Below are 19,549 nucleotides of genomic sequence, written 5' to 3' on the forward strand. Positions count from 1 at the left end.
GTACAAAGAATTGCGAATTCCATAAAAATGATAGACTTCTAGGATTTGTTTTGCAATGCTACGTATTGAGAAGGGGAAACGTTCGTGAGTTTTTTAAAAACTCGATTGAATGTAGCTTTGCTATTAAACCCACACTCATAAGCGATTCCAAGTAGCGACAGTTGTTCTTGTCTTCCTTGGTGAATCATGTCCTGCACAGCTTTAACTCTATAAGAATTTATAAAATCATTGAAGTTCTTTTCAAAACCCGCGTTAATGGTTTCAGATACCATTGCTGCAGGAATACGTAACATTTTGGATAGTTCTGTTAAATTGAGATCTGGATTAAGAAAAGGCTGTTGATCATTCATAAACTCTTCAATTCTTTTCTTATTATGAATAATTTCGTTGCTTAACTCTGTCTTACTTTCTTCAACAGAAGATTGTTTTACCGATACAGAAAAATTAAGATTATTTAATTTATTGGTATCCGTAAAGTATCCTTTTATACCTATATATATGATTGCTAACGCTGTAAAAAAATGATACCACCATCTTTGGGTCCAATGAAGATCTGTTATAACGGAGTCTATTACTCCTTGAAAAACACTATATAAAAACAAGAAGGAATAGATGAAAAGAAAGTTTCGAATCCAGTTAAGCTCCAGCGCATAGGTGTTAGAAAAAAAGTGTTGTATTTTCTTTCGATATACATAGTATAATTGAATAGTAAAAGCCAAGTATAATAACATTTGAAGATTTTCTACAATTCCAATTAATGGACTTACATATTTTTCATCTAACACTATTTTTAAATATCCGTTTTGAGTTTCCGAGAATCCTGGTTGCGAAGTGTCATAAATAAATATGACTATTTTATATAAAACGTAAATAGAAACCGGAATAAAATGAATTAAGTCTTTTTTAACAAACCTAAAACCAGATGTGGTAATTGATTTTACATAAAAATAGAGTAAAGGACCTATAGCCAGAGATAAAGCGATTAACCAATAGTTGATTTTTGTATTTCGATAGGTATCATACCAATCCATAAAACCTATAGTATAAGTAGTTCTATGATAGCCGGTAATAAAAATCAGCAACGCTAAAAATAGTGCAGATATGTACTTATGCTTAAAGTATCTTTGCAATAAAAGGGAAGCAAAAAGAAATGCCTGTAACACTAGAACCAATAATGGAGTACTATAAATGTTAAACGCAGGAAACTCTAAAGGTATCGAAATCGGCATATCGCTAATTTAAATAATTCATAGAATAATTTTTTATTTTTTTTTGAAATTAAAATACTGTTCCTTTGACCATAATTTTATTGTAATGGCTAATTTAAAAGCGTGGATCTCTGCAGCTAGACTCAGAACCTTACCTTTATCCATATCGGGTATCATTGTAGGTTCTTCTATGTTCAATAATCTAAAAGTTAACACGAAATCTTCTTTAGAATATTCTGAAGGTTTCGGTGGAAAGCTTTTGTATTTCTCAGAGACATCTATTTTTTGGCTAGCGATAGTTACTACTTTGGGATTACAAATTCTATCCAATTTTGCCAATGATTATGGAGATGGTGTAAAAGGAACGGATAATGAAGATAGAGTTGGTCCGCAAAGAGCTTTGCAAAGTGGTGCTATTACCAAAAAAGAAATGTTTAGAGGAATTGTGATTACAGCTATTGTAACTTTGTGTTTGGCCATTTGTCTTATTTATCAATCTTTTGGACAAACGTATTTCCTATATTCAGTTTTCTTTTTCTTATTGGGAGTAGCAGCGATCATTGCAGCAATTAAATACACAATGGGTAAAACTGCTTATGGCTACCGCGGGTTAGGAGATGTGTTTGTGTTTATATTTTTTGGTTTGGTGAGTGTTATAGGATGTTACTTTTTGTTTACAAAACAATTAAATTGGCTAATTATCTTTCCGGCGATTACTATTGGAATGTTAAGTTCAGCAGTATTAAATTTAAATAATTTAAGAGATCATGATAGTGATAAAAAAGCTGGTAAAAATACCTTAGTAGTTAAACTAGGTGTTTCTGCTGCTAAAAAGTATCATTACTTATTGCTTATTATTGCTTTGTGTTCTATGATAGTTTTTATTGTCAACACTTATGATAGCTACTTTGATTTACTTTTTCTTATTGCTTTTATTCCTTTGATAATTCATTTTTTTAAAGTTATAAAAACTGAAGATACTAAAGAACTGGATCCAGAATTAAAGAAAGTAGCTTTATCTACATTTTTATTATCGATATTATTTAGTATTGGTCAGATTTTTTAACTTTCCATTCTTAATTTAAAACCTTACACGATGAAGATTACCTTTTATGGGCAGAATACATTATTACTAGAAATTGGAAAAAATAAAGTACTGGTAGATCCTTTTATTTCTGGAAATCCCTTATCCAAAGATAAAATTGATATTAGAGATATAAAAGTTGATTATATCCTATTAACTCATGCACATCAAGATCATACATTAGACGCTGAGGCAATAGCAAAAAATAGTTCGGCAATAATTATTTCTAATTATGAAATTGCGATGTATTATCAAGAGAAGGGTATTGAAGTTCATCCAATGAACCATGGTGGTAGTTGGAATTTTGATTTTGGAAAAGTAAAGTACGTAAATGCTATTCATACCAGTAGTTTTCCAGATGGAACCTATGGAGGACAACCTGGAGGATTTGTAATTGAAGGTGAAGGGAAGAGTATTTATATAGCTGGTGATACAGCATTAACCATGGATATGAAGTTGATACCTCTTTTTACGAAGTTAGATCTCGCAATACTTCCAATAGGTGATAATTTTACTATGGGTATTGATGAAGCCATTATAGCGAGTGATTTTGTGGAGTGTGATAAGGTATTAGGAGTACATTATGATACTTTTGGATATATAGAAATTGATCATAAAGAAGCAAAACAGAAGTTTTCGGATAAAAATAAAGACCTAGTTTTATTGGATATTGGAAAGAGTATAGAGTTGTAATGAAAGCTACCTATCATAAACATATTCTAGAATTTAAAAGACCTAGTGGTACTTCTAGAGGAATTCTAAAAACAAAAGAAACCTGGTTTATTGTTATTTCTGCAGATGGGAAAAAGGGAATAGGAGAATGTGGAATATTAAGAACTCTTAGTATTGATGATCGTCCGGATTATGAAGAGAAATTAAAATGGACATGTGATAATATTCATTTAGGAGTAAACTTTTTGTATTATGAGTTAAAAGAGTTTCCAAGCATACAATTTGGTGTAGAAATGGCATTTAAATCATTAGAAAGTGCCGATGGATTCAATTTGTTTCCATCTCAATTTGTAAATGGGAATGATGCTATTCCAATTAATGGACTCATTTGGATGGGAGAGAAGAAGTTTATGAAAGATCAGATTGTAGAAAAATTAGATCAAGGATTTGATTGTATTAAAATGAAAATAGGAGCAATTGATTTTGATGCTGAACTAGATCTATTAGCCTATATACGATCTCAGTTTTCGAAAGAAGTAATTGAACTTAGAGTGGATGCAAATGGTGCTTTTTCTCCTGATGAAGCGTTAGATAAGTTAAAAAGACTTAGTGTCCATGATCTTCATAGCATAGAACAACCCATAAAGCAGGGGCAGTACGAGATGATGAAAGATCTTTGTAATGATACACCTTTACCAATAGCCTTAGATGAGGAATTAATTGGAGTATTTGATGTAACAGAAAAAAGGAAATTACTACTAACTATACAACCACAGTTTATCATCTTAAAACCGAGTTTGATTGGAGGGTTTAAAGGTACACAGGAGTGGATTGATATTGCTGACGAGTTAAATATTGGGTGGTGGATTACTAGTGCATTAGAAAGTAACATTGGGTTAAACGCTATAGCCCAATTTACCCATACTTTGAACAATAGTATGCCGCAAGGTCTTGGAACGGGTAGTTTATATACCAACAATATAGCATCGCCTTTGCTAGTAGAAAAAGGCACATTGATGTACTCCACAAATAATCAGTGGTCAGTGCCATATTTATAATAAAATTGAATTTATATGTATATAGAACAAGCATTAAAACCAAAAAATGAATGGTGGAATTATTTAATTGGTTTATTCATAATCTTTATTGGTTGGCAAGTTATAGGAGTTATACCACTTATTGTAGCCGCTTTTATGAAAGTAGATAGTTTACAAGAATTCGAAGCAGCGGCGCAAAATAATTTTGTGGAATTAGGAATAGATAAAAATCTATTTTTAGTATTAATGATATTCAGTTTTGCTATGGGACTATTAGCATTACTTTTTGCTGCTAAATTTCTGAATAGACAAACTATACGAGAATTAACAACTTCAAGAAATAAAACGGATTGGAGTAGAATACGTTTTTCCTTTTTCTTGGTTGTTGGTATGAGTTCAATATTGTTTTTGATTAGTTATTTTACGGAATCTGAGATTTATACTTGGAATTTTAAAGCTGTTCCTTTTCTGATATTGTTTTTAGTTTCAGTTTTATTGTTACCATTACAAACGAGTTTCGAAGAGTATTTATTTAGAGGGTATCTTATGCAAGGACTTGGAGTTATCACCAAAAATAGATGGTTTCCTTTATTATTTACTTCGGTTGTTTTTGGTTTATTACATGGTTTAAATCCAGAGGTTGCCAAATTAGGCAATGTAATGATGGTTTTTTATATTGGTACAGGTTTGTTATTGGGTGTTATGACATTGATGGATGATGGTATGGAATTAGCATTGGGATTTCATGCAGCTAATAATATACTAGCAGCGATTTTAGTAACTACAGATTGGAGTGCCTTACAGACAGATGCACTTTTTATTGACACTTCTGAACCGTCTGCAGGATTAGACATAATTTTACCAATATTAGTTCAATATCCTCTTATTATTTTTATTATGGCTAAAAAATATAAATGGTCTGGATGGAAAGAAAAATTGTTTGGAAAAATAAAGTCTGATATAGTATTAGAACAATAATAACAAAATGATAATACACAATTTACGTAAAGATAACTCATAGCTATGTAAGAAAATTGAAATTTGGGTATGCAAACAGAAGAGCCTTTTTCTATTCCTAAGATACATGAAAACTTCAGTATTAATAAGCAATATCTCGATAATTCGGGATTGCAACGTATTGCCTATAATTTCATTAAAGAAGGAGAGTTTTACGAGCAGGAGGTAGGTAATTTTCTTTTGGATTGGCTAAATGAAAAAGATCATATTGTTGTACAAACCTCTGGTTCTACTGGTAAGCCTAAGAAGATCAAAATTTTTAAACAGCATATGGTTAATAGTGCTTTAGCCACAGGATCTTTTTTTAAAGTTAAAGAAGGAACCACTGCTTTATTATGTTTACCAGCAACCTATATAGCAGGAAAAATGATGTTGGTTAGAGCAATGGTGTTAGGATGGAAGATTGATTTGGTACCACCTAAAACGAACCCTTTGGATACTGTATACAAGCAATACGATTTTTGCGCAATGGTTCCTTTACAATTAGATAACTCTATCAATCGCTTGCATCTTATTAAAAAATTGATTGTGGGTGGAGGTACTGTTCCTGAAAACCTTAAGGAACTACTTCAAGGTGTCAAAACAAAGATTTTTGAAACCTATGGAATGACAGAAACTATTACGCATATCGCTGCGAGAAGAGTAAATCCAAAAAAGAAGGATAAAAAAGATGCTAAGTATTTTAAAGCATTACCCAATATTACATTAGCAAAAGATGATCGTAATTGTTTAGTTATAAAAGCGCCACAGCTTAATGAGGAAACGATAATTACAAATGACGTTGTAGAATTAAAAACCTATAAAAAATTTCTTTGGAAAGGTAGATTTGATAATGTAATTAATAGTGGTGGAATTAAATTATATCCAGAAGAAATAGAAACTAAACTTCAACTATTAATAGGGCATCGATTTTTTATTTCTGGAATCCCAGATGATCAATTAGGGGAAAAACTCGTATTGGTTATTGAACGTGATTATGATAAGGGAGTTAAGGAAACTCTAGAAGATGCTATGAAGCATTTAGAAATTTTAACCAGATATGAAACTCCTAAAGAAATATTCTTCCTATCGCAGTTCATAGAAACTGATAATGGTAAGGTCCAACGTTCTAAAACTCTGGAATTGATTACCCATAAATTATCCTAAGCGATGATATCTATTCCCTATTCAAAAAGAACACTTCCCTCAATATAGTTTGTTAGAAATAAGCTAAGAAAGTAGTTTTATTTCATAATCAAGAAATTAATCAATTATGAAAGCACTACACTATTTTATGATGTTTTTCCTAACAATAGGAATTTCATATGCACAAGAAGTTACGATAACAGGTACTGTAACTGATCAAAACACTGGAGATCCTCTTCCCGGTGTAAATGTTATAATTTTTGGAACTGCAACGGGAACCAACACGGACTTTGATGGAAATTATGCTATAAAAGCAAAATTAAATGACGTATTAGAATTTTCATTCGTAGGATATACTACTAAAAAGATAAAAGTAGAAAAAGGAGTTTCTGTTATCGATGTTGTTATGATGGCAGATGAAGCAGTATTAGAGGAAGTCGTTATAACTGCCCAAGCAGTTAAAAGACAACGCAAGATTCTCGGATATTCTGTTTCTACAATTTCTGCAGAGTCTGTTTCTAAACGTAGCTCTAAAAGAAGAAAAAACCGTCGGAAAAATAGAAGAAAACAAATTGGTAGACAATTAGCTGGTAATTCAGGAGCAAATAATTCTGTAAGAATAAGAGGCGCAAGTAGTAATTTATCGACAAAGCAACCATTATATATAGTCGATGGTGTTCCTGTAGCTCAAAAAGATGTGGCTAAGATTCAAAATATTAATCCTAATAATATTTCTGGCATAAACATTTTAAAAGATAAAAAAGCAAAATCACTTTATGGATCAAAAGCTAAGCATGGTTGTATTATAATTACTACACATAAAGGAAACTATAAGATTGAAAATAATGAATCTTATAAAGAGATAGTGGAGAATAATTTTGAAAAAGTTACGATGTCACCATTATCTACCTTTTCTATAGATGTAGATAAAGCTTCATATAGTAATGTTAGAAGAATGATTAATAATGGTCAACAAATACCTGCAGATGCTGTTAAAATAGAAGAGATGATTAACTATTTTGATTATGATTATAAACAACCCACAGGTGATCATCCTTTTGCTATTCATACCGAATATGGAAATACTCCTTGGAATACTGATACAAAACTGGTTAAGATTGGTTTAAAAGGAAAAGAAGTGCCACAGGATCAGATTCCTGCCTCTAATTTAGTTTTTTTGCTAGATGTTTCTGGTTCTATGGATTCTCCAAAAAAGTTACCATTGCTGAAAAGAGCTTTTAAATTATTGGTAAATCAATTAAGAGAAAAAGACAAAGTTTCTATTGTGGTGTATGCAGGTGCTGCCGGAATGGTATTAAAACCAACATCTGGAGCTAATAAGAGCGAAATTAACCAAGCATTAAATAATTTAGAAGCAGGAGGTTCTACAGCAGGTGGAGCAGGTATAGAACTTGCATATAAAATAGCTCAAGAGAATTTTATAAAGGATGGTAATAATAGAGTTGTTTTGGCAACAGATGGTGATTTTAATGTGGGGATGAGTAGTGATAAGGATATGAAAACATTAATTGAAGAAAAGCGAAAATCAGGAGTGTTTCTTACTTGTCTAGGTTTTGGAATGGGGAATTATAAAGACAGCAAAGTAGAGACTTTAGCTGATAAAGGAAATGGAAATCATGCCTATATAGATACAATGCAAGAAGCACAGAGAATCTTAGGAAAAGAGTTTGGAGGTACGTTATATACGATAGCTAAAGATATAAAAATTCAAGTTGAATTCAATCCATCAAAAGTGCAAGCATATCGATTAATTGGCTATGAAAATAGAATGCTACAAGATGAAGATTTTGTTGATGATACTAAAGATGCTGGTGAATTAGGGAGTGGGCATACCGTAACAGCATTATACGAAGTGATTCCTGTGGGAGTAAAAAGTAAGTTTCTAAAGTATATTCCAGAATTAAAGTATACAGATACCAAGAATAACAAAGATTTTGGAGATGAACTATTAACTGTAAAGTTTAGATATAAAAGACCACAAGAAAAGAAAAGTATTGAACTGGTGCATATCTTAAATACAAATAACAAAGAGGTTTCAAAAGATTTTAATTTTGCCGCTTCTGTTGCATGGTTTGGAATGAAAATACGTAAATCTAAATATCTTGTAAATGATGATATTAACGATATTATTACATTAGCTAAGGAGAATAAATCAAGTGATCCGCAAGGATATCGTGCAGAGTTCGTACGATTGATGAACAGCCATCAAACATTGTAATAAAAATTTAACCGAATTTTTACTACTAACACTCGCAATACATTGTGAGTGTTCTTTTATTATAGACGTAACATTTTATATATTAATGTTATTAATAATTAGTAAGTTCCTTTAAAATAGAAATTCAATGAAAAATAGAATAATCATTACGAGTTTATTTCTTTGCTCACTGTTTTTTTACAATACATTATTAGCTAACAATTTTAATGAAAAGAGTATTGTAATATATTGGGATGCTTCCCTGTCATTAACAAATAAAGACATTGACAAAGAGTTGAAATTTCTTGATACTTTTTTGAAATCTTATCCAAAGTCTAATATTAGGTTAGTTACTTTTAATACCTCGAGGACATCTGATAAACAATTTACTATGTCGTCATCTGATAAAAGTCTATTATACAAAACCATAAGAGAAGTCAAATATGATGGAGCTTCAGACTTTAGTTTGGTGGACATTGGAGGTACAGAAGATTTTTTATTGTTTTTTACAGATGGTAGAAACAATTTGGGAAGCATAAAAAGTAAACTTTATACTCCTAGAATTATAACAATTAGTAGTGTTCAAAGAATTAATAAAAAGTTTTTACACGAAACGGCATATTACAATAAAGGATATTATGTGAATTTATTGGAACATGATATTAAAAAATCTATTGCTGCAATAAAGGAGAATAGAATTATGCCAAAACTTATTTTTGTTAGTGATAAGGATAAAAAGTCAGAAGAGAATCTTATAGAAGGTCGAGTAAGTAATACAGAAGGTAATCCACTTCAAGATGTTTATATCACAATTAAGGGTAAAAACAAAAGTACAATTACAGATCAATTAGGAAATTATAAGATTCTTGTTAAAAAAGGAGATGTATTAGTGTATAGTTATACTAATATGAAAACTGCAGAAGTTATTACTGAAATTGATAACTATATAGACGTAACCTTAACTAGGAATGTCACTGATTTGGATCCAGTTATTATTAAATCAAAGTCAGAAGCTGGCATGGAAATGGTTCTAATTGGTGATCGTAGAGTAAGTAGAAGGTCTCTTGGTTATGCAGTAAACAATATTACCTCAGATGATATAACAGAAGCAAATAGGACACTAGGAGAGTCTATGGCTGGTGAATTTGCTGGAGTAAGAATGGGAAATAATAATGATGCAGGACAGATGATAATTCGAGGATTCAGCTCCTTTCTTCTAACAAATCATCCTGTTTTTATAGTAGACGGAGTACAGTTATCTAGAAGCGGAGTCGATTTGGAAACCAAAGTAGATATGAATTTTATTGATCCTAATATTATAGCGGATATTACAGTACTAAAAGGACTAGCTGCGACTAATAGATATGGTTCTCTAGGGAATAATGGTGTTGTCTTAATTACAACAAAAATGGCTTCTCTAAAACTAAAGGAAAAGGATAAAGAATCAAATGAAAGTAATGATATAGTATATAAAAGTTTTACTTCACCATTAAATATTACAAAAAAACAACCTTCCAATTTTTATTTAATGCTTGAAAAATTTGAATCAATTGATGATTCTTATAATCATTATGTCAGCCGTCTAAATGTAAATAAAGATAATGTAAGTTATTTTATAGAATCGTCGTCTTATTTTTTTGATAACAATGATCAAAAAAAAGCTTTTAGAGTTATATCGAATCTGTTAGAATTGTTTCCAGAAGACACTTCGGTATTGAGAGTATTAGCGTTTCATTTAGAAAAGCATGGCTTGCTAGAATATGGAGAAAAAATTTATCAAAGGATTTTAGAAATTTCACCGAAGGATTCACAGAATTATTTGGACTTGGCGAACAATTATTTTGATAGTAAAAAGTATCAAAACTCGGTAGATCTTTTTCAAAAAATGTCTACAACTAAGATTCATCAAGTCAAATCTTTTGAAGGTATTAAAAGTCAAATTAATAATGATTTTAAAAGTCTTCTTGCTAATAGAAATCAAACTTGGGATTTAAAGAAAGTGAAAAAATCTAATTTTCTATTGCCAAAATATAAATTAAGAGTAGTAACGGAATGGTCTCATCCTCAGACGGAATTTGAAATACAATATATTAATCCCGAAAAACACTTCTTTACGCTTAGTCATACGAAAGAAACCAATGGAAAAACAATCAATAATGAAATTAATCAAGGATTTCTGTCTGATGAATATCTATTATCTGAGTTAAAAAGTGGTAAATGGTTTTTAAACCTAACTGTTCCAGAAAGTCAAACACCCAATAAAAAATACCCTAAATTTCTAAAAGTAAAGGTTTATACCCAATTCGGAACAAAAAATCAGAAATTGCAATCGTATTTAATAAACCTAGATACAATAAATAAAAATCAAATATTTGCTTCATTTACTATAAATTAACAAATAAGAACTAAATACTTTTTTATAGAGACATCTGCAAAGCGTTGTGGGTGTCTTTTTTTTATAATATTTTTATTCCTGCTTAATAAATCACACAAATGAAAAAACTACCCATCTTACTTTTACTTATTTTTTTACATGACATACAAGCACAGATTCTTCCCGAAAGAGATAGAGCAGAGGTAATAGATCAGGTACTTGCTGATCGCTTTAATACATTATTGCCCGAATTAATGGATAGAACTGGTTTTGACATGTGGATTTTAATTTCCAGAGAATATAATGAAGATCCAGTATTAAAAACGATGTTACCTGCTAAATGGCTAAATGCCAGACGTAGAACCATTTTAGTTTTTTACAGAGATAAGGAAAAGAATACCATAGAACAATTGGCTGTAGCCAGATATAATGTTGGAAAATACATTGATTCCGCTTGGGACAAAGAAAAACAGCCTGATCAGTGGAAGGCATTGGTAGATATTATCGAAAAAAGAAAACCAGAAAATATTGGGGTAAATTATTCTACGCATTTTGGTATTGTTGATGGTATTGTAAAGACTGATTATGAAGAGTTTATGGAAGTGCTTCCAGAAACGTATAAATCAAAGGTTACTTCAGCAGAAAAATTAGCAATTGCTTGGATAGAAACCAGAACCGAACAGGAAATGGAAATCTATAAAGAATTAGTACAAATCACACATGATATTATCGCTGAAGCTTTTAGTACCGAAGTGGTAAAGCCAGGTACTACTACTACAGATGATGTAGTATGGTGGTTAAGACAAAAAGTTACCGATATGGGATTAGAAACCTGGTTTCATCCTACAGTAGATATACAACGAATGGATGAGCCGTTAGAAAATCATATCGTTTCTTTTTCAAATCGACCAAATGATAAAATCATAAAACAAGGAGATCTTATTCATTGTGATTTTGGGATTACCTACCTTAGATTGAATACTGATTGCCAGCAGCATGCATATATTCTTAAGAATGGAGAAATGGGACCACCAGAATATTTGAAAAAAGCTTTCGCCGATGGTAATCGGGTTCAAGATATTTTTACAGGCAATTTTAAAACAGGTAAAACAGGAAATGAGATTTTATTAGAATCTTTAGCAGAAGGTAAAGCAGAAGGTCTTAAACCTGCTATTTATACACACCCTTTAGGATTGTACGGACACTCTTCGGGTACTACTTTAGGAATGTGGGATTCACAAGGAGGAGTTCCCGTAAACGGTGATTATCCTTTATTCGAGAATACAGTATATGCGATAGAATTAAATACTACTGTGACGATTCCAGAATGGAATAAGGATATTCGTATTATGTTGGAGGAAGCAGGCTTTTGGGGATCCAAAGGTTTTAGATATGTAAATAAGAGACAAACTGAGCTAATCACTATACCAAAAAGGCAATAATTATCGCAAAAGAGCGAGATAATAGTGAAATCATCTCGCTCTTCATTAACGATAAGATATAATTACAATTCTTAGTGATTAAAATGTCTTATAATTCATAAGACAATAATTATTACTTATGGACAAATAGGGTTGCAGTCATCTCCAGGACCACCATCATCTCCATTTCCGTTTCCACCAGGTCTTCTTACGGTTCTTCCATCCGCCCATTTCGCAGCTTCAGGATTTACAACCCAAATCCTCAATCCTCTACTTGCAAATTCGTTTCGCTCCAATTGTGATCGAAGACGCAAAGTGATTACATCTTGGCCTTGTGCATTTACATACTGTACGCGATCACTACCTCTATAAGTTCCGATAATGTTTGAACCTGTGGTAGTTCTAATATCGACGTATGCGTTATCTTCAAAATTACTACCCACAATCCAAATACAATAATTGTCATCACATCCAGCTCCCGCTCGAGAAATTTTTGGTGTTCCATCTCGTGATACAAAAGCAGCATTATATCTACCTAAAAATAAATTATAATTAGGGCAGTTTCCTAAAGTTAAATACTCTTCCACTACATAACCTGGAGGAATTCCCTCTATAGAACATACAATTCTAAAGTCGGCATTATTCTTTTCTGATGATTGTAGCTCTAATTGTTCTTCTAAAGTTAAATTTTCCTCTAATAATTGATCTTCTTCTGGTTGACAACTAATTGCACCTACTAGTAATAATAATAAAAGAAGCTTTTTGAAAATATTTTTCATGATAGTTTCATATAAATTGTTAATAAACGATTTGTGTTTCTGCCGGCTTGAATACGGGTATAAAACTATCTTCAAATACTATAAGTTAAAAGGAAAGCAACATCAAATTTATAAATTTGCTTTTGTTTGGTTAAACATAAAACACTGATACATATAGCTTAAGACTTCTATGAATAAAAAATCCCTAAGAAATATATACTTCTTAGGGATTTCTTTTTATGAGGTTATAAAATCTTTATAACTCTATTTCTTCTGTTGTTCCGTCAGGATATGTTACCGTTGCTTTATTATCACAAGTACCATCTCCGTAATCAATAGAGGCACTTAACGCATTTTTAGTCATTACTAAGGTACCACTAGTAATATATCCACAACTAAAAGTTCCTGCTAATGTAGGGTCCGTAGCTAAAGAGTAACTATCACTACCTAAGGTTACAATCCAGCTTCCTCCAATCGTATATGAAGCGTCACCCGATCCGAATCCATTTATAGTATATGTTTTAGTTCCTTGTTCAGAAGCTGTAGTTCCATCGGCTAAAGTAATAGATAAGTCGGATGTAACCGCATACACGAAATTACCAGCATCCGTATCTATAGAATAGGTAGTGCTTTTACTTCCATTTACAGAATTACCTGCATAACTTAAGTTATCAAATGTAATAGTTGTAGTCACGGTATTGTTTTCCATTACCACAGAAACATTGATAGCACCGCTAATCGTTTCGCCATCTTCATTTGTACAGTCTGTAAATGTAAGTGTATACCCAGTATCTGTAATACTAAAATCTGCACATCCTGGTTTCCCAATTTTTGAAGAAATTTCGCTACTAGATCTATTCATAGAAATATTATCCAACGTCATGTCATCTATGAAGTTAGATATTTTCTCTACCTCCAAGCTTTTCATTACATCTTCCTGAGTAATGTCTACAGCAGAGGTGTTATTGCTATCATCGTCGCTACAACTTACCACAAATAGTCCGACCATAACCGCAACAAGAACTACTTTTAAATTTAAAAATACTTTGTTCATTATTGATATTTTTTTTGAGTTATTATGTTCAAAACGAAACTATTTTTTATTTATTACAATTGGTCATAAATTACCATTAGATAAAAAAAAGAGACTTCAATACAATTGAAATCCCTTTTTTTTACAAAAATTATAGGATTACACCTGTATTACACCAAGATTAAAAGGTTTTTCTATTGGAGCGTGATCGGCAGCTTCAATACCCATAGAAATCCATTTTCTTGTTTCTAAAGGATCAATAATAGCATCAGTCCAGATTCTCGCTGCTGCATAATATGGCGAAATCTGCTTATCATAGCGTGCTTTAATCTTATCAAATAATGCTTTTTCATCCTCATCAGAAAGTTCCTCACCTTTCTTTTTAAGAGATGCAGTCTCTATTTGTAATAAAACTTTGGCTGCTTGCGCACCTCCCATTACAGCTAATTCAGCACTCGGCCAAGCACAAATAAGTCTTGGATCATAAGCTTTTCCACACATAGCATAATTTCCTGCACCATAAGAATTTCCAACAACAACTGTAAATTTAGGAACTACACTGTTACTTACTGCGTTTACCATTTTGGCACCGTCTTTTATAATACCACCATGCTCACTTTTACTGCCCACCATAAAACCAGTTACATCTTGTAGAAAAACTAACGGAATCTTTTTTTGGTTACAATTGGCAATAAAACGGGTAGCTTTATCTGCAGAATCAGAATAAATAACACCTCCGAATTGCATTTCTCCCTTTTTGTTTTTTACAACTTTACGCTGATTTGCCACGATTCCAACTGCCCATCCATCTATACGAGCATACCCCGTAATTATAGTTTGTCCATATCCGGACTTATATTCTTCAAAATCAGAATCATCAACCAAACGATGAATAATTTCCATCATATCATACTGCTCATTTCTAGCTTTCGGCAGAATTCCGTAGATCTCTTCAGGATTCATTTTAGGTTTTACAGATGGTACTCGATTGTATCCTGCTTTTTCAAAATCTCCTATTTTAGAAACTATATTCTTAATGGTGTCCAAAGCATCCTTATCGTCTTTTGATTTATAGTCTGTTACACCAGAAATTTCGCAATGCGTAGTAGCACCACCTAAGGTTTCATTGTCTATACTTTCTCCTATTGCTGCTTTTACTAGATAGCTACCAGCCAAGAAAATACTTCCTGTTTTATCTACGATTAGAGCTTCGTCACTCATTATAGGTAGATAGGCTCCTCCAGCAACACAACTTCCCATTACTGCAGATATTTGAGTAATTCCCATACTGCTCATTACAGCGTTGTTTCTAAAAATTCTACCAAAATGTTCCTTATCCGGAAAAATTTCATCCTGCATAGGTAGATAAACACCAGCACTATCTACAAGATAGATAATTGGTAATCTGTTTTCAATTGCAATTTCTTGTGCTCTTAGGTTTTTCTTTCCAGTTATTGGAAACCATGCACCAGCTTTAACGGTAGCATCATTAGCTACCACTATACATTGTTTACCACTAATATGACCTATTTTAATAACTACACCGCCACTTGGGCAACCTCCATGTTCAGGATACATTTCATCACCAGCAAAAGCACCAATTTCTATAGCTTTAGAATCATCATCTAATAGATATTCGATTCTTTCTCTTGCCGTCATTTTTCCTTTGGCGTGTAATTTTTCAATTCTTTTTTCTCCACCACCTAATTTAACCTTTGCAAGCTTTTGACGCAAGGCAGATACTAACAGTTTATTGTGGTCTTCGTTTTTATTGAAGTTTAAATCCATTTGTGTGTATTGTTTGCACGAAAATACAAAAATCAATGAGTTTTTAAATCATTAATAATAAAACCAAAAACTGCTTAGAATCATTTCAAAAAAGTTTCTAAAATGTTAATTAATTATCTCCAATATTAAGAGTCTATAACATTTCCGTAACAGTTTGCTAACATTTGATTATCAGATACTTAACAGTATACAGGTAGTTTTATGGATATTTTAATCCACTGTATAACAATATATTAACTATTAATCTGAATCAATTATGAAATTATTGAAAGCAAATCCTACTTTATGGATATTATCATGTGCTATTTTTTTTACAAGTTGTAACATAGACGATGATAATTATAATGCGGAAATACAAAATGTCTCCAATACAATAATTGGAGAATTCAAAGCAGGAACTTTTTTGTACGATAATGAAGGCCCACACGATTATAGCTTTCATTTTAAAACACAAGAGGGTTTTATAGAAACCTATGAATCTGGTTCTAAATCTAGTTATGCTGGTGCCAGCGTTAGTCTTTCATCAGGGGATTGGTACTTAAGCGATGCGTTATTAGGTGGTTTGTCTAATGATCGAAAATATCAATCTAAGTCTGTTAGAATTCGAAATACGGGTTATGCCATCATGTCCTTTAATATGGATAATGGTGCAGAAACTATTAGAATTCGTCATGCCAAGTATGGTAATGATGGTGATTCTACTTGGAGACTAATTGCTTCATATGATAATGGTGGTTCTTGGTATTACGTAGGAAGTACAATTACCACAAATTCGACAACATTAAATACGGTTTCTTTTGATGTTAATGAAACTTCAAGTGTACGATATGGAATACAAAAACTTTCGGGAGGATCTAATAGAATCAATATTGATAATGTTGAAATTATTACCGATACCAATAGCGGATCTAGTCCAGGTATAGATAGTAATATAACTTTTGGAAATCCTTCTGATGCGGGCACAAGTTCAACCAATTATTACCTTTCTAAACCAGACTTTTCGTTATCCTATAATAATAGCACCGGAACGGCTAATTGGGTAAGTTGGCATTTAAGTAGTGCTTGGACAGGTGATACTCCTAGATGCAACTGTTTTAAAAGAGACAATGATTTACCAAGTAGTTTTTTTAGAGCAACATCTAGTGACTATACAAATTCAGGTTTTGATAGAGGGCATTTATGTCCATCTGCTGATAGAAATGGCTCAGAAGATTCTAATGAAAATACTTATTACATGAGTAATATTGCTCCTCAGGCACCAGACAATAATCGTAAAAGTTGGGCAAATTTTGAAAGCTATTTAAGATCGTTAACGTTGGATGGTAATGAGGTTCATATCATTGCTGGAGTTGCTGGTAGTGGTGGTATTGGTGGAAATGGTTTTGCTACAGCTATAGATGGAGGTAACATAACCGTTCCTGACTCCTTTTGGAAAGTAGCATTGATATTACCAAATGGGACAAATGACATCAATCGCGTAACAACATCAACCAGAGTTATCGCTATAAATGTACCCAATGATCAGGGAATTACTAGTGATTGGACTCAGTTTAGAACTTCAGTCGATACTATTGAAAGTTTAACAGGGTATGATTTATTTGAAAATATTACTAATTCTATAGAATCCGTAATAGAATCAGTTGTAGATAGCGGACCTTCAAGCTAGAAAATCTCTTGATTATATATAAAAAGTAGGGGTTTATGATTTTATAAGCCCCTATTTTAATTAGTAAGAATACATAAGTGTTTGTTTACCAAAGAATAAGATGATTACAGAAGTCAAGAAGTTGTAAAAAAGCTATTTTTTGATGATAAATTGACGATATTTGTATGCTGTTTTTGATTTTAGAGATCAAAACTATTTAACTAAATAACTTGTGATTTATGGGAATGAATAAAAATACGGTATTAGCTTGGGCTACCTTTATAATGGTTATAGTAGGATTAGGATTAATCGCATTAGGTGCATTTAGGTATCGTCATGTTTCTGGATGGGGATTTGCTGCAGTTGGAGTAGGATTTCTTGCTAATGCTTGGGTTTTTAATGCTTTAAAAGGTAGAGTTTAACATTCTTTTCTCGACGCAAAATATATAACAATAGTATTCTTAAAATTTAGGGCTTATGTCAGACGATAAAAAAATTATCTTTTCTATGTCTGGAGTTACAAAAACGTATAAAAGCGCAAATACTCCAGTTTTAAAAAATATTTATCTAAGTTTTTTCTATGGTGCAAAGATTGGTATTCTTGGATTGAACGGTTCGGGAAAATCTACACTATTAAAAATTATTGCTGGAATTGATAAAAATTATCAAGGTGATGTTGTGTTTTCTTCAGATTATTCTGTAGGCTATCTAGAACAAGAACCACAATTAGATCCAAATAAAACCGTATTAGAGGTAGTAAAAGAAGGTGCTGCAGAAATGGTTGCTGTGTTGGATGAATATAATAAGATCAATGATATGTTTGGTCTTGAAGAAGTGTATAGTGATGCTGACAAAATGCAAAAGCTAATGGATCGTCAAGCTGTACTACAGGATAAAATTGATGCAGGAAACGGATGGGAACTTGATACCAAACTAGAGATTGCGATGGATGCCCTAAGAACTCCAGAACCAGATAAGAAAATCGAAGTATTATCAGGTGGAGAACGAAGAAGGGTAGCACTATGTCGATTATTACTAAAAGAACCAGATGTATTGCTTTTAGACGAACCTACCAACCACTTAGATGCAGAATCTGTTCATTGGTTAGAACATCATTTGGCACAATATAAAGGTACTGTTATTGCAGTTACTCACGATAGATATTTCCTAGATAATGTGGCAGGTTGGATTTTAGAATTGGATAGAGGAGAAGGTATTCCATGGAAAGGGAATTACTCATCTTGGTTGGATCAAAAATCAAAACGTCTTGCGCAAGAAAGTAAGTCGGCTTCTAAACGACAGAAAACATTAGAACGTGAGTTAGAGTGGGTACGTCAGGGAACAAAAGGAAGGCAAACCAAACAAAAAGCGCGTTTAAAGAATTACGATAAATTAATGAGTCAAGATCAAAAGCAGCTTGACGAAAAATTAGAGATTTATATCCCTAACGGGCCTAGATTAGGAACTAATGTGATTGAGGCAACAGGAATTAGTAAAGCCTATGGAGATAAACTGTTGTATGAAGATCTTAATTTTAAATTACCACAAGCGGGAATTGTTGGTATTATAGGTCCTAATGGTGCTGGTAAAACTACTATTTTTAGAATGATCATGGGAGAAGAAACTCCTGATAAAGGAACTTTTAGTGTAGGAGAAACCGCTAAACTTGCTTATGTTGATCAATCACATGCGAATATAGATCCTGAAAAATCTATTTGGCAAAACTTTAGTGACGAACAGGATTTAGTAATGATGGGAGGAAGAGAAGTGAACTCTAGAGCTTACCTAAGTCGATTTAATTTTGGAGGTAGTGAGCAAAATAAGAAAGTTTCTACACTTTCTGGTGGAGAACGAAATAGGCTACATCTAGCAATGACCTTAAAAGAAGAAGGTAATGTGCTACTTTTAGATGAGCCTACTAACGACCTTGATGTTAATACATTAAGAGCTCTTGAGGAAGGTTTGGAGAACTTTGCAGGATGTGCAGTTGTTATTTCTCACGATCGTTGGTTTTTAGATCGTATATGTACTCATATTTTAGCTTTCGAAGGGGATTCACAAGTATACTTCTTCGAAGGAAGTTTCTCTGATTATGAAGAGAATAAGAAGAAACGTTTAGGAGGTGATCTAATGCCAAAACGTATTAAGTATAAAAAGCTTGTTAGATAA

Annotated in this window: 15 protein-coding genes; 11 read left to right on the forward strand and 4 right to left on the reverse strand. The window is 32.3% G+C overall.

Translation table 11 applies throughout. The features are described 5' to 3' along the window. Positions 1–38 precede the first annotated feature (38 nt). Positions 39–1,229 carry a helix-turn-helix domain-containing protein gene (locus Q1A73_RS02665; RefSeq protein ID WP_299601246.1) on the reverse strand — a complete coding sequence of 397 codons (1,191 nt, stop codon included), beginning with the start codon at positions 1,227–1,229 and terminating at the stop codon, positions 39–41. Positions 1,230–1,314: 85 nt separating this feature from the next. Here Q1A73_RS02665 and menA point away from each other — a divergent pair, with 85 nt between their 5' ends. From menA to Q1A73_RS02705, 8 genes are all read left to right on the forward strand, one after another. Next, positions 1,315–2,274 carry a 1,4-dihydroxy-2-naphthoate octaprenyltransferase gene (gene menA / locus Q1A73_RS02670; protein ID WP_299601247.1) on the forward strand — a complete coding sequence of 320 codons (960 nt, stop codon included), beginning with the start codon at positions 1,315–1,317 and terminating at the stop codon, positions 2,272–2,274. 30 nt (positions 2,275–2,304) lie between these two features. Next, complete coding sequence (locus Q1A73_RS02675) at positions 2,305–2,985, forward strand: metal-dependent hydrolase (RefSeq protein ID WP_299601249.1); 681 nt, start codon at positions 2,305–2,307, stop codon at positions 2,983–2,985. Further along, on the forward strand, positions 2,985–4,022 hold the full coding sequence (locus tag Q1A73_RS02680; protein ID WP_299601251.1) for an o-succinylbenzoate synthase: 1,038 nt from the start codon (positions 2,985–2,987) through the stop codon (positions 4,020–4,022). The genes Q1A73_RS02675 and Q1A73_RS02680 overlap by 1 nt, the downstream gene beginning before the upstream one ends. 15 nt (positions 4,023–4,037) lie before the next feature. Beyond that, positions 4,038–4,979, forward strand: coding sequence for a CPBP family intramembrane glutamic endopeptidase (locus tag Q1A73_RS02685; RefSeq protein WP_299601253.1), 942 nt, complete (start codon positions 4,038–4,040; stop codon positions 4,977–4,979). A gap of 69 nt (positions 4,980–5,048) precedes the next feature. After that, positions 5,049–6,164, forward strand: a complete 1,116-nt coding sequence (locus Q1A73_RS02690) for an AMP-binding protein (RefSeq protein WP_299601254.1) — start codon at positions 5,049–5,051, stop codon at positions 6,162–6,164. Positions 6,165–6,270: 106 nt separating this feature from the next. Further along, on the forward strand, positions 6,271–8,382 hold the full coding sequence (locus tag Q1A73_RS02695) for a von Willebrand factor type A domain-containing protein (RefSeq protein ID WP_299601255.1): 2,112 nt from the start codon (positions 6,271–6,273) through the stop codon (positions 8,380–8,382). Positions 8,383–8,509: 127 nt separating this feature from the next. Then, positions 8,510–10,756: a TonB-dependent receptor plug domain-containing protein gene (locus tag Q1A73_RS02700; RefSeq protein ID WP_299601257.1), complete on the forward strand. Its 2,247-nt coding sequence runs from the start codon at positions 8,510–8,512 to the stop codon at positions 10,754–10,756. Between the two features lie 98 nt (positions 10,757–10,854). After that, the gene (locus Q1A73_RS02705) at positions 10,855–12,177 is read left to right on the forward strand and encodes a M24 family metallopeptidase (protein WP_299601260.1); all 1,323 of its coding nucleotides are present in this window, start codon (positions 10,855–10,857) and stop codon (positions 12,175–12,177) included. Between the two features lie 116 nt (positions 12,178–12,293). Here the strand turns inward: Q1A73_RS02705 and Q1A73_RS02710 are convergent, their stop codons facing one another. The 3 genes from Q1A73_RS02710 to Q1A73_RS02720 all read right to left on the reverse strand — a co-directional run bounded on the left by Q1A73_RS02710 (position 12,294) and on the right by Q1A73_RS02720 (position 15,735). Continuing rightward, positions 12,294–12,935, reverse strand: a complete 642-nt coding sequence (locus Q1A73_RS02710) for a hypothetical protein (protein ID WP_299601263.1) — start codon at positions 12,933–12,935, stop codon at positions 12,294–12,296. A 235-nt stretch (positions 12,936–13,170) separates the two neighbouring features. Then, on the reverse strand, positions 13,171–13,968 hold the full coding sequence (locus Q1A73_RS02715; protein WP_299601264.1) for a hypothetical protein: 798 nt from the start codon (positions 13,966–13,968) through the stop codon (positions 13,171–13,173). A gap of 138 nt (positions 13,969–14,106) precedes the next feature. After that, a complete protein-coding gene (locus Q1A73_RS02720) occupies positions 14,107–15,735 on the reverse strand; it encodes a carboxyl transferase domain-containing protein (protein WP_299601266.1) in 1,629 nt (542 codons plus the stop codon). Positions 15,736–15,991: 256 nt separating this feature from the next. Between Q1A73_RS02720 and Q1A73_RS02725 the strand changes: the two genes are divergently transcribed. The 3 genes from Q1A73_RS02725 to ettA all read left to right on the forward strand — a co-directional run bounded on the left by Q1A73_RS02725 (position 15,992) and on the right by ettA (position 19,549). Continuing rightward, entirely contained in the window at positions 15,992–17,401 is a 1,410-nt protein-coding gene (locus tag Q1A73_RS02725) for a DNA/RNA non-specific endonuclease (protein ID WP_299601268.1), read from the forward strand. 218 nt (positions 17,402–17,619) lie between these two features. After that, positions 17,620–17,802: a CAL67264 family membrane protein gene (locus tag Q1A73_RS02730; RefSeq protein ID WP_299601269.1), complete on the forward strand. Its 183-nt coding sequence runs from the start codon at positions 17,620–17,622 to the stop codon at positions 17,800–17,802. Between the two features lie 55 nt (positions 17,803–17,857). After that, the gene (gene ettA, locus Q1A73_RS02735; protein WP_299601271.1) at positions 17,858–19,549 is read left to right on the forward strand and encodes an energy-dependent translational throttle protein EttA; all 1,692 of its coding nucleotides are present in this window, start codon (positions 17,858–17,860) and stop codon (positions 19,547–19,549) included.

The organism is uncultured Aquimarina sp. (assembly GCF_947492115.1).
Lineage (GTDB): Bacteria > Bacteroidota > Bacteroidia > Flavobacteriales > Flavobacteriaceae > Aquimarina.

Excerpts from the sequence above, each read along its gene's own strand:
- Q1A73_RS02675 (WP_299601249.1), top strand. The coding sequence starts at position 2,305 with ATGAAGATTACCTTTTATGGGCAGAATACATTATTACTAGAAATTGGA.
- menA (WP_299601247.1), top strand. The coding sequence starts at position 1,315 with ATGGCTAATTTAAAAGCGTGGATCTCTGCAGCTAGACTCAGAACCTTA.
- Q1A73_RS02665 (WP_299601246.1), bottom strand. The coding sequence starts at position 1,229 with ATGCCGATTTCGATACCTTTAGAGTTTCCTGCGTTTAACATTTATAGT.
- Q1A73_RS02700 (WP_299601257.1), top strand. The coding sequence starts at position 8,510 with ATGAAAAATAGAATAATCATTACGAGTTTATTTCTTTGCTCACTGTTT.
- ettA (WP_299601271.1), top strand. The coding sequence starts at position 17,858 with ATGTCAGACGATAAAAAAATTATCTTTTCTATGTCTGGAGTTACAAAA.
- Q1A73_RS02690 (WP_299601254.1), top strand. The coding sequence starts at position 5,049 with ATGCAAACAGAAGAGCCTTTTTCTATTCCTAAGATACATGAAAACTTC.
- Q1A73_RS02705 (WP_299601260.1), top strand. The coding sequence starts at position 10,855 with ATGAAAAAACTACCCATCTTACTTTTACTTATTTTTTTACATGACATA.
- Q1A73_RS02710 (WP_299601263.1), bottom strand. The coding sequence starts at position 12,935 with ATGAAAAATATTTTCAAAAAGCTTCTTTTATTATTATTACTAGTAGGT.
- Q1A73_RS02730 (WP_299601269.1), top strand. The coding sequence starts at position 17,620 with ATGGGAATGAATAAAAATACGGTATTAGCTTGGGCTACCTTTATAATG.
- Q1A73_RS02725 (WP_299601268.1), top strand. The coding sequence starts at position 15,992 with ATGAAATTATTGAAAGCAAATCCTACTTTATGGATATTATCATGTGCT.
- Q1A73_RS02720 (WP_299601266.1), bottom strand. The coding sequence starts at position 15,735 with ATGGATTTAAACTTCAATAAAAACGAAGACCACAATAAACTGTTAGTA.
- Q1A73_RS02680 (WP_299601251.1), top strand. The coding sequence starts at position 2,985 with ATGAAAGCTACCTATCATAAACATATTCTAGAATTTAAAAGACCTAGT.
- Q1A73_RS02715 (WP_299601264.1), bottom strand. The coding sequence starts at position 13,968 with ATGAACAAAGTATTTTTAAATTTAAAAGTAGTTCTTGTTGCGGTTATG.
- Q1A73_RS02685 (WP_299601253.1), top strand. The coding sequence starts at position 4,038 with ATGTATATAGAACAAGCATTAAAACCAAAAAATGAATGGTGGAATTAT.
- Q1A73_RS02695 (WP_299601255.1), top strand. The coding sequence starts at position 6,271 with ATGAAAGCACTACACTATTTTATGATGTTTTTCCTAACAATAGGAATT.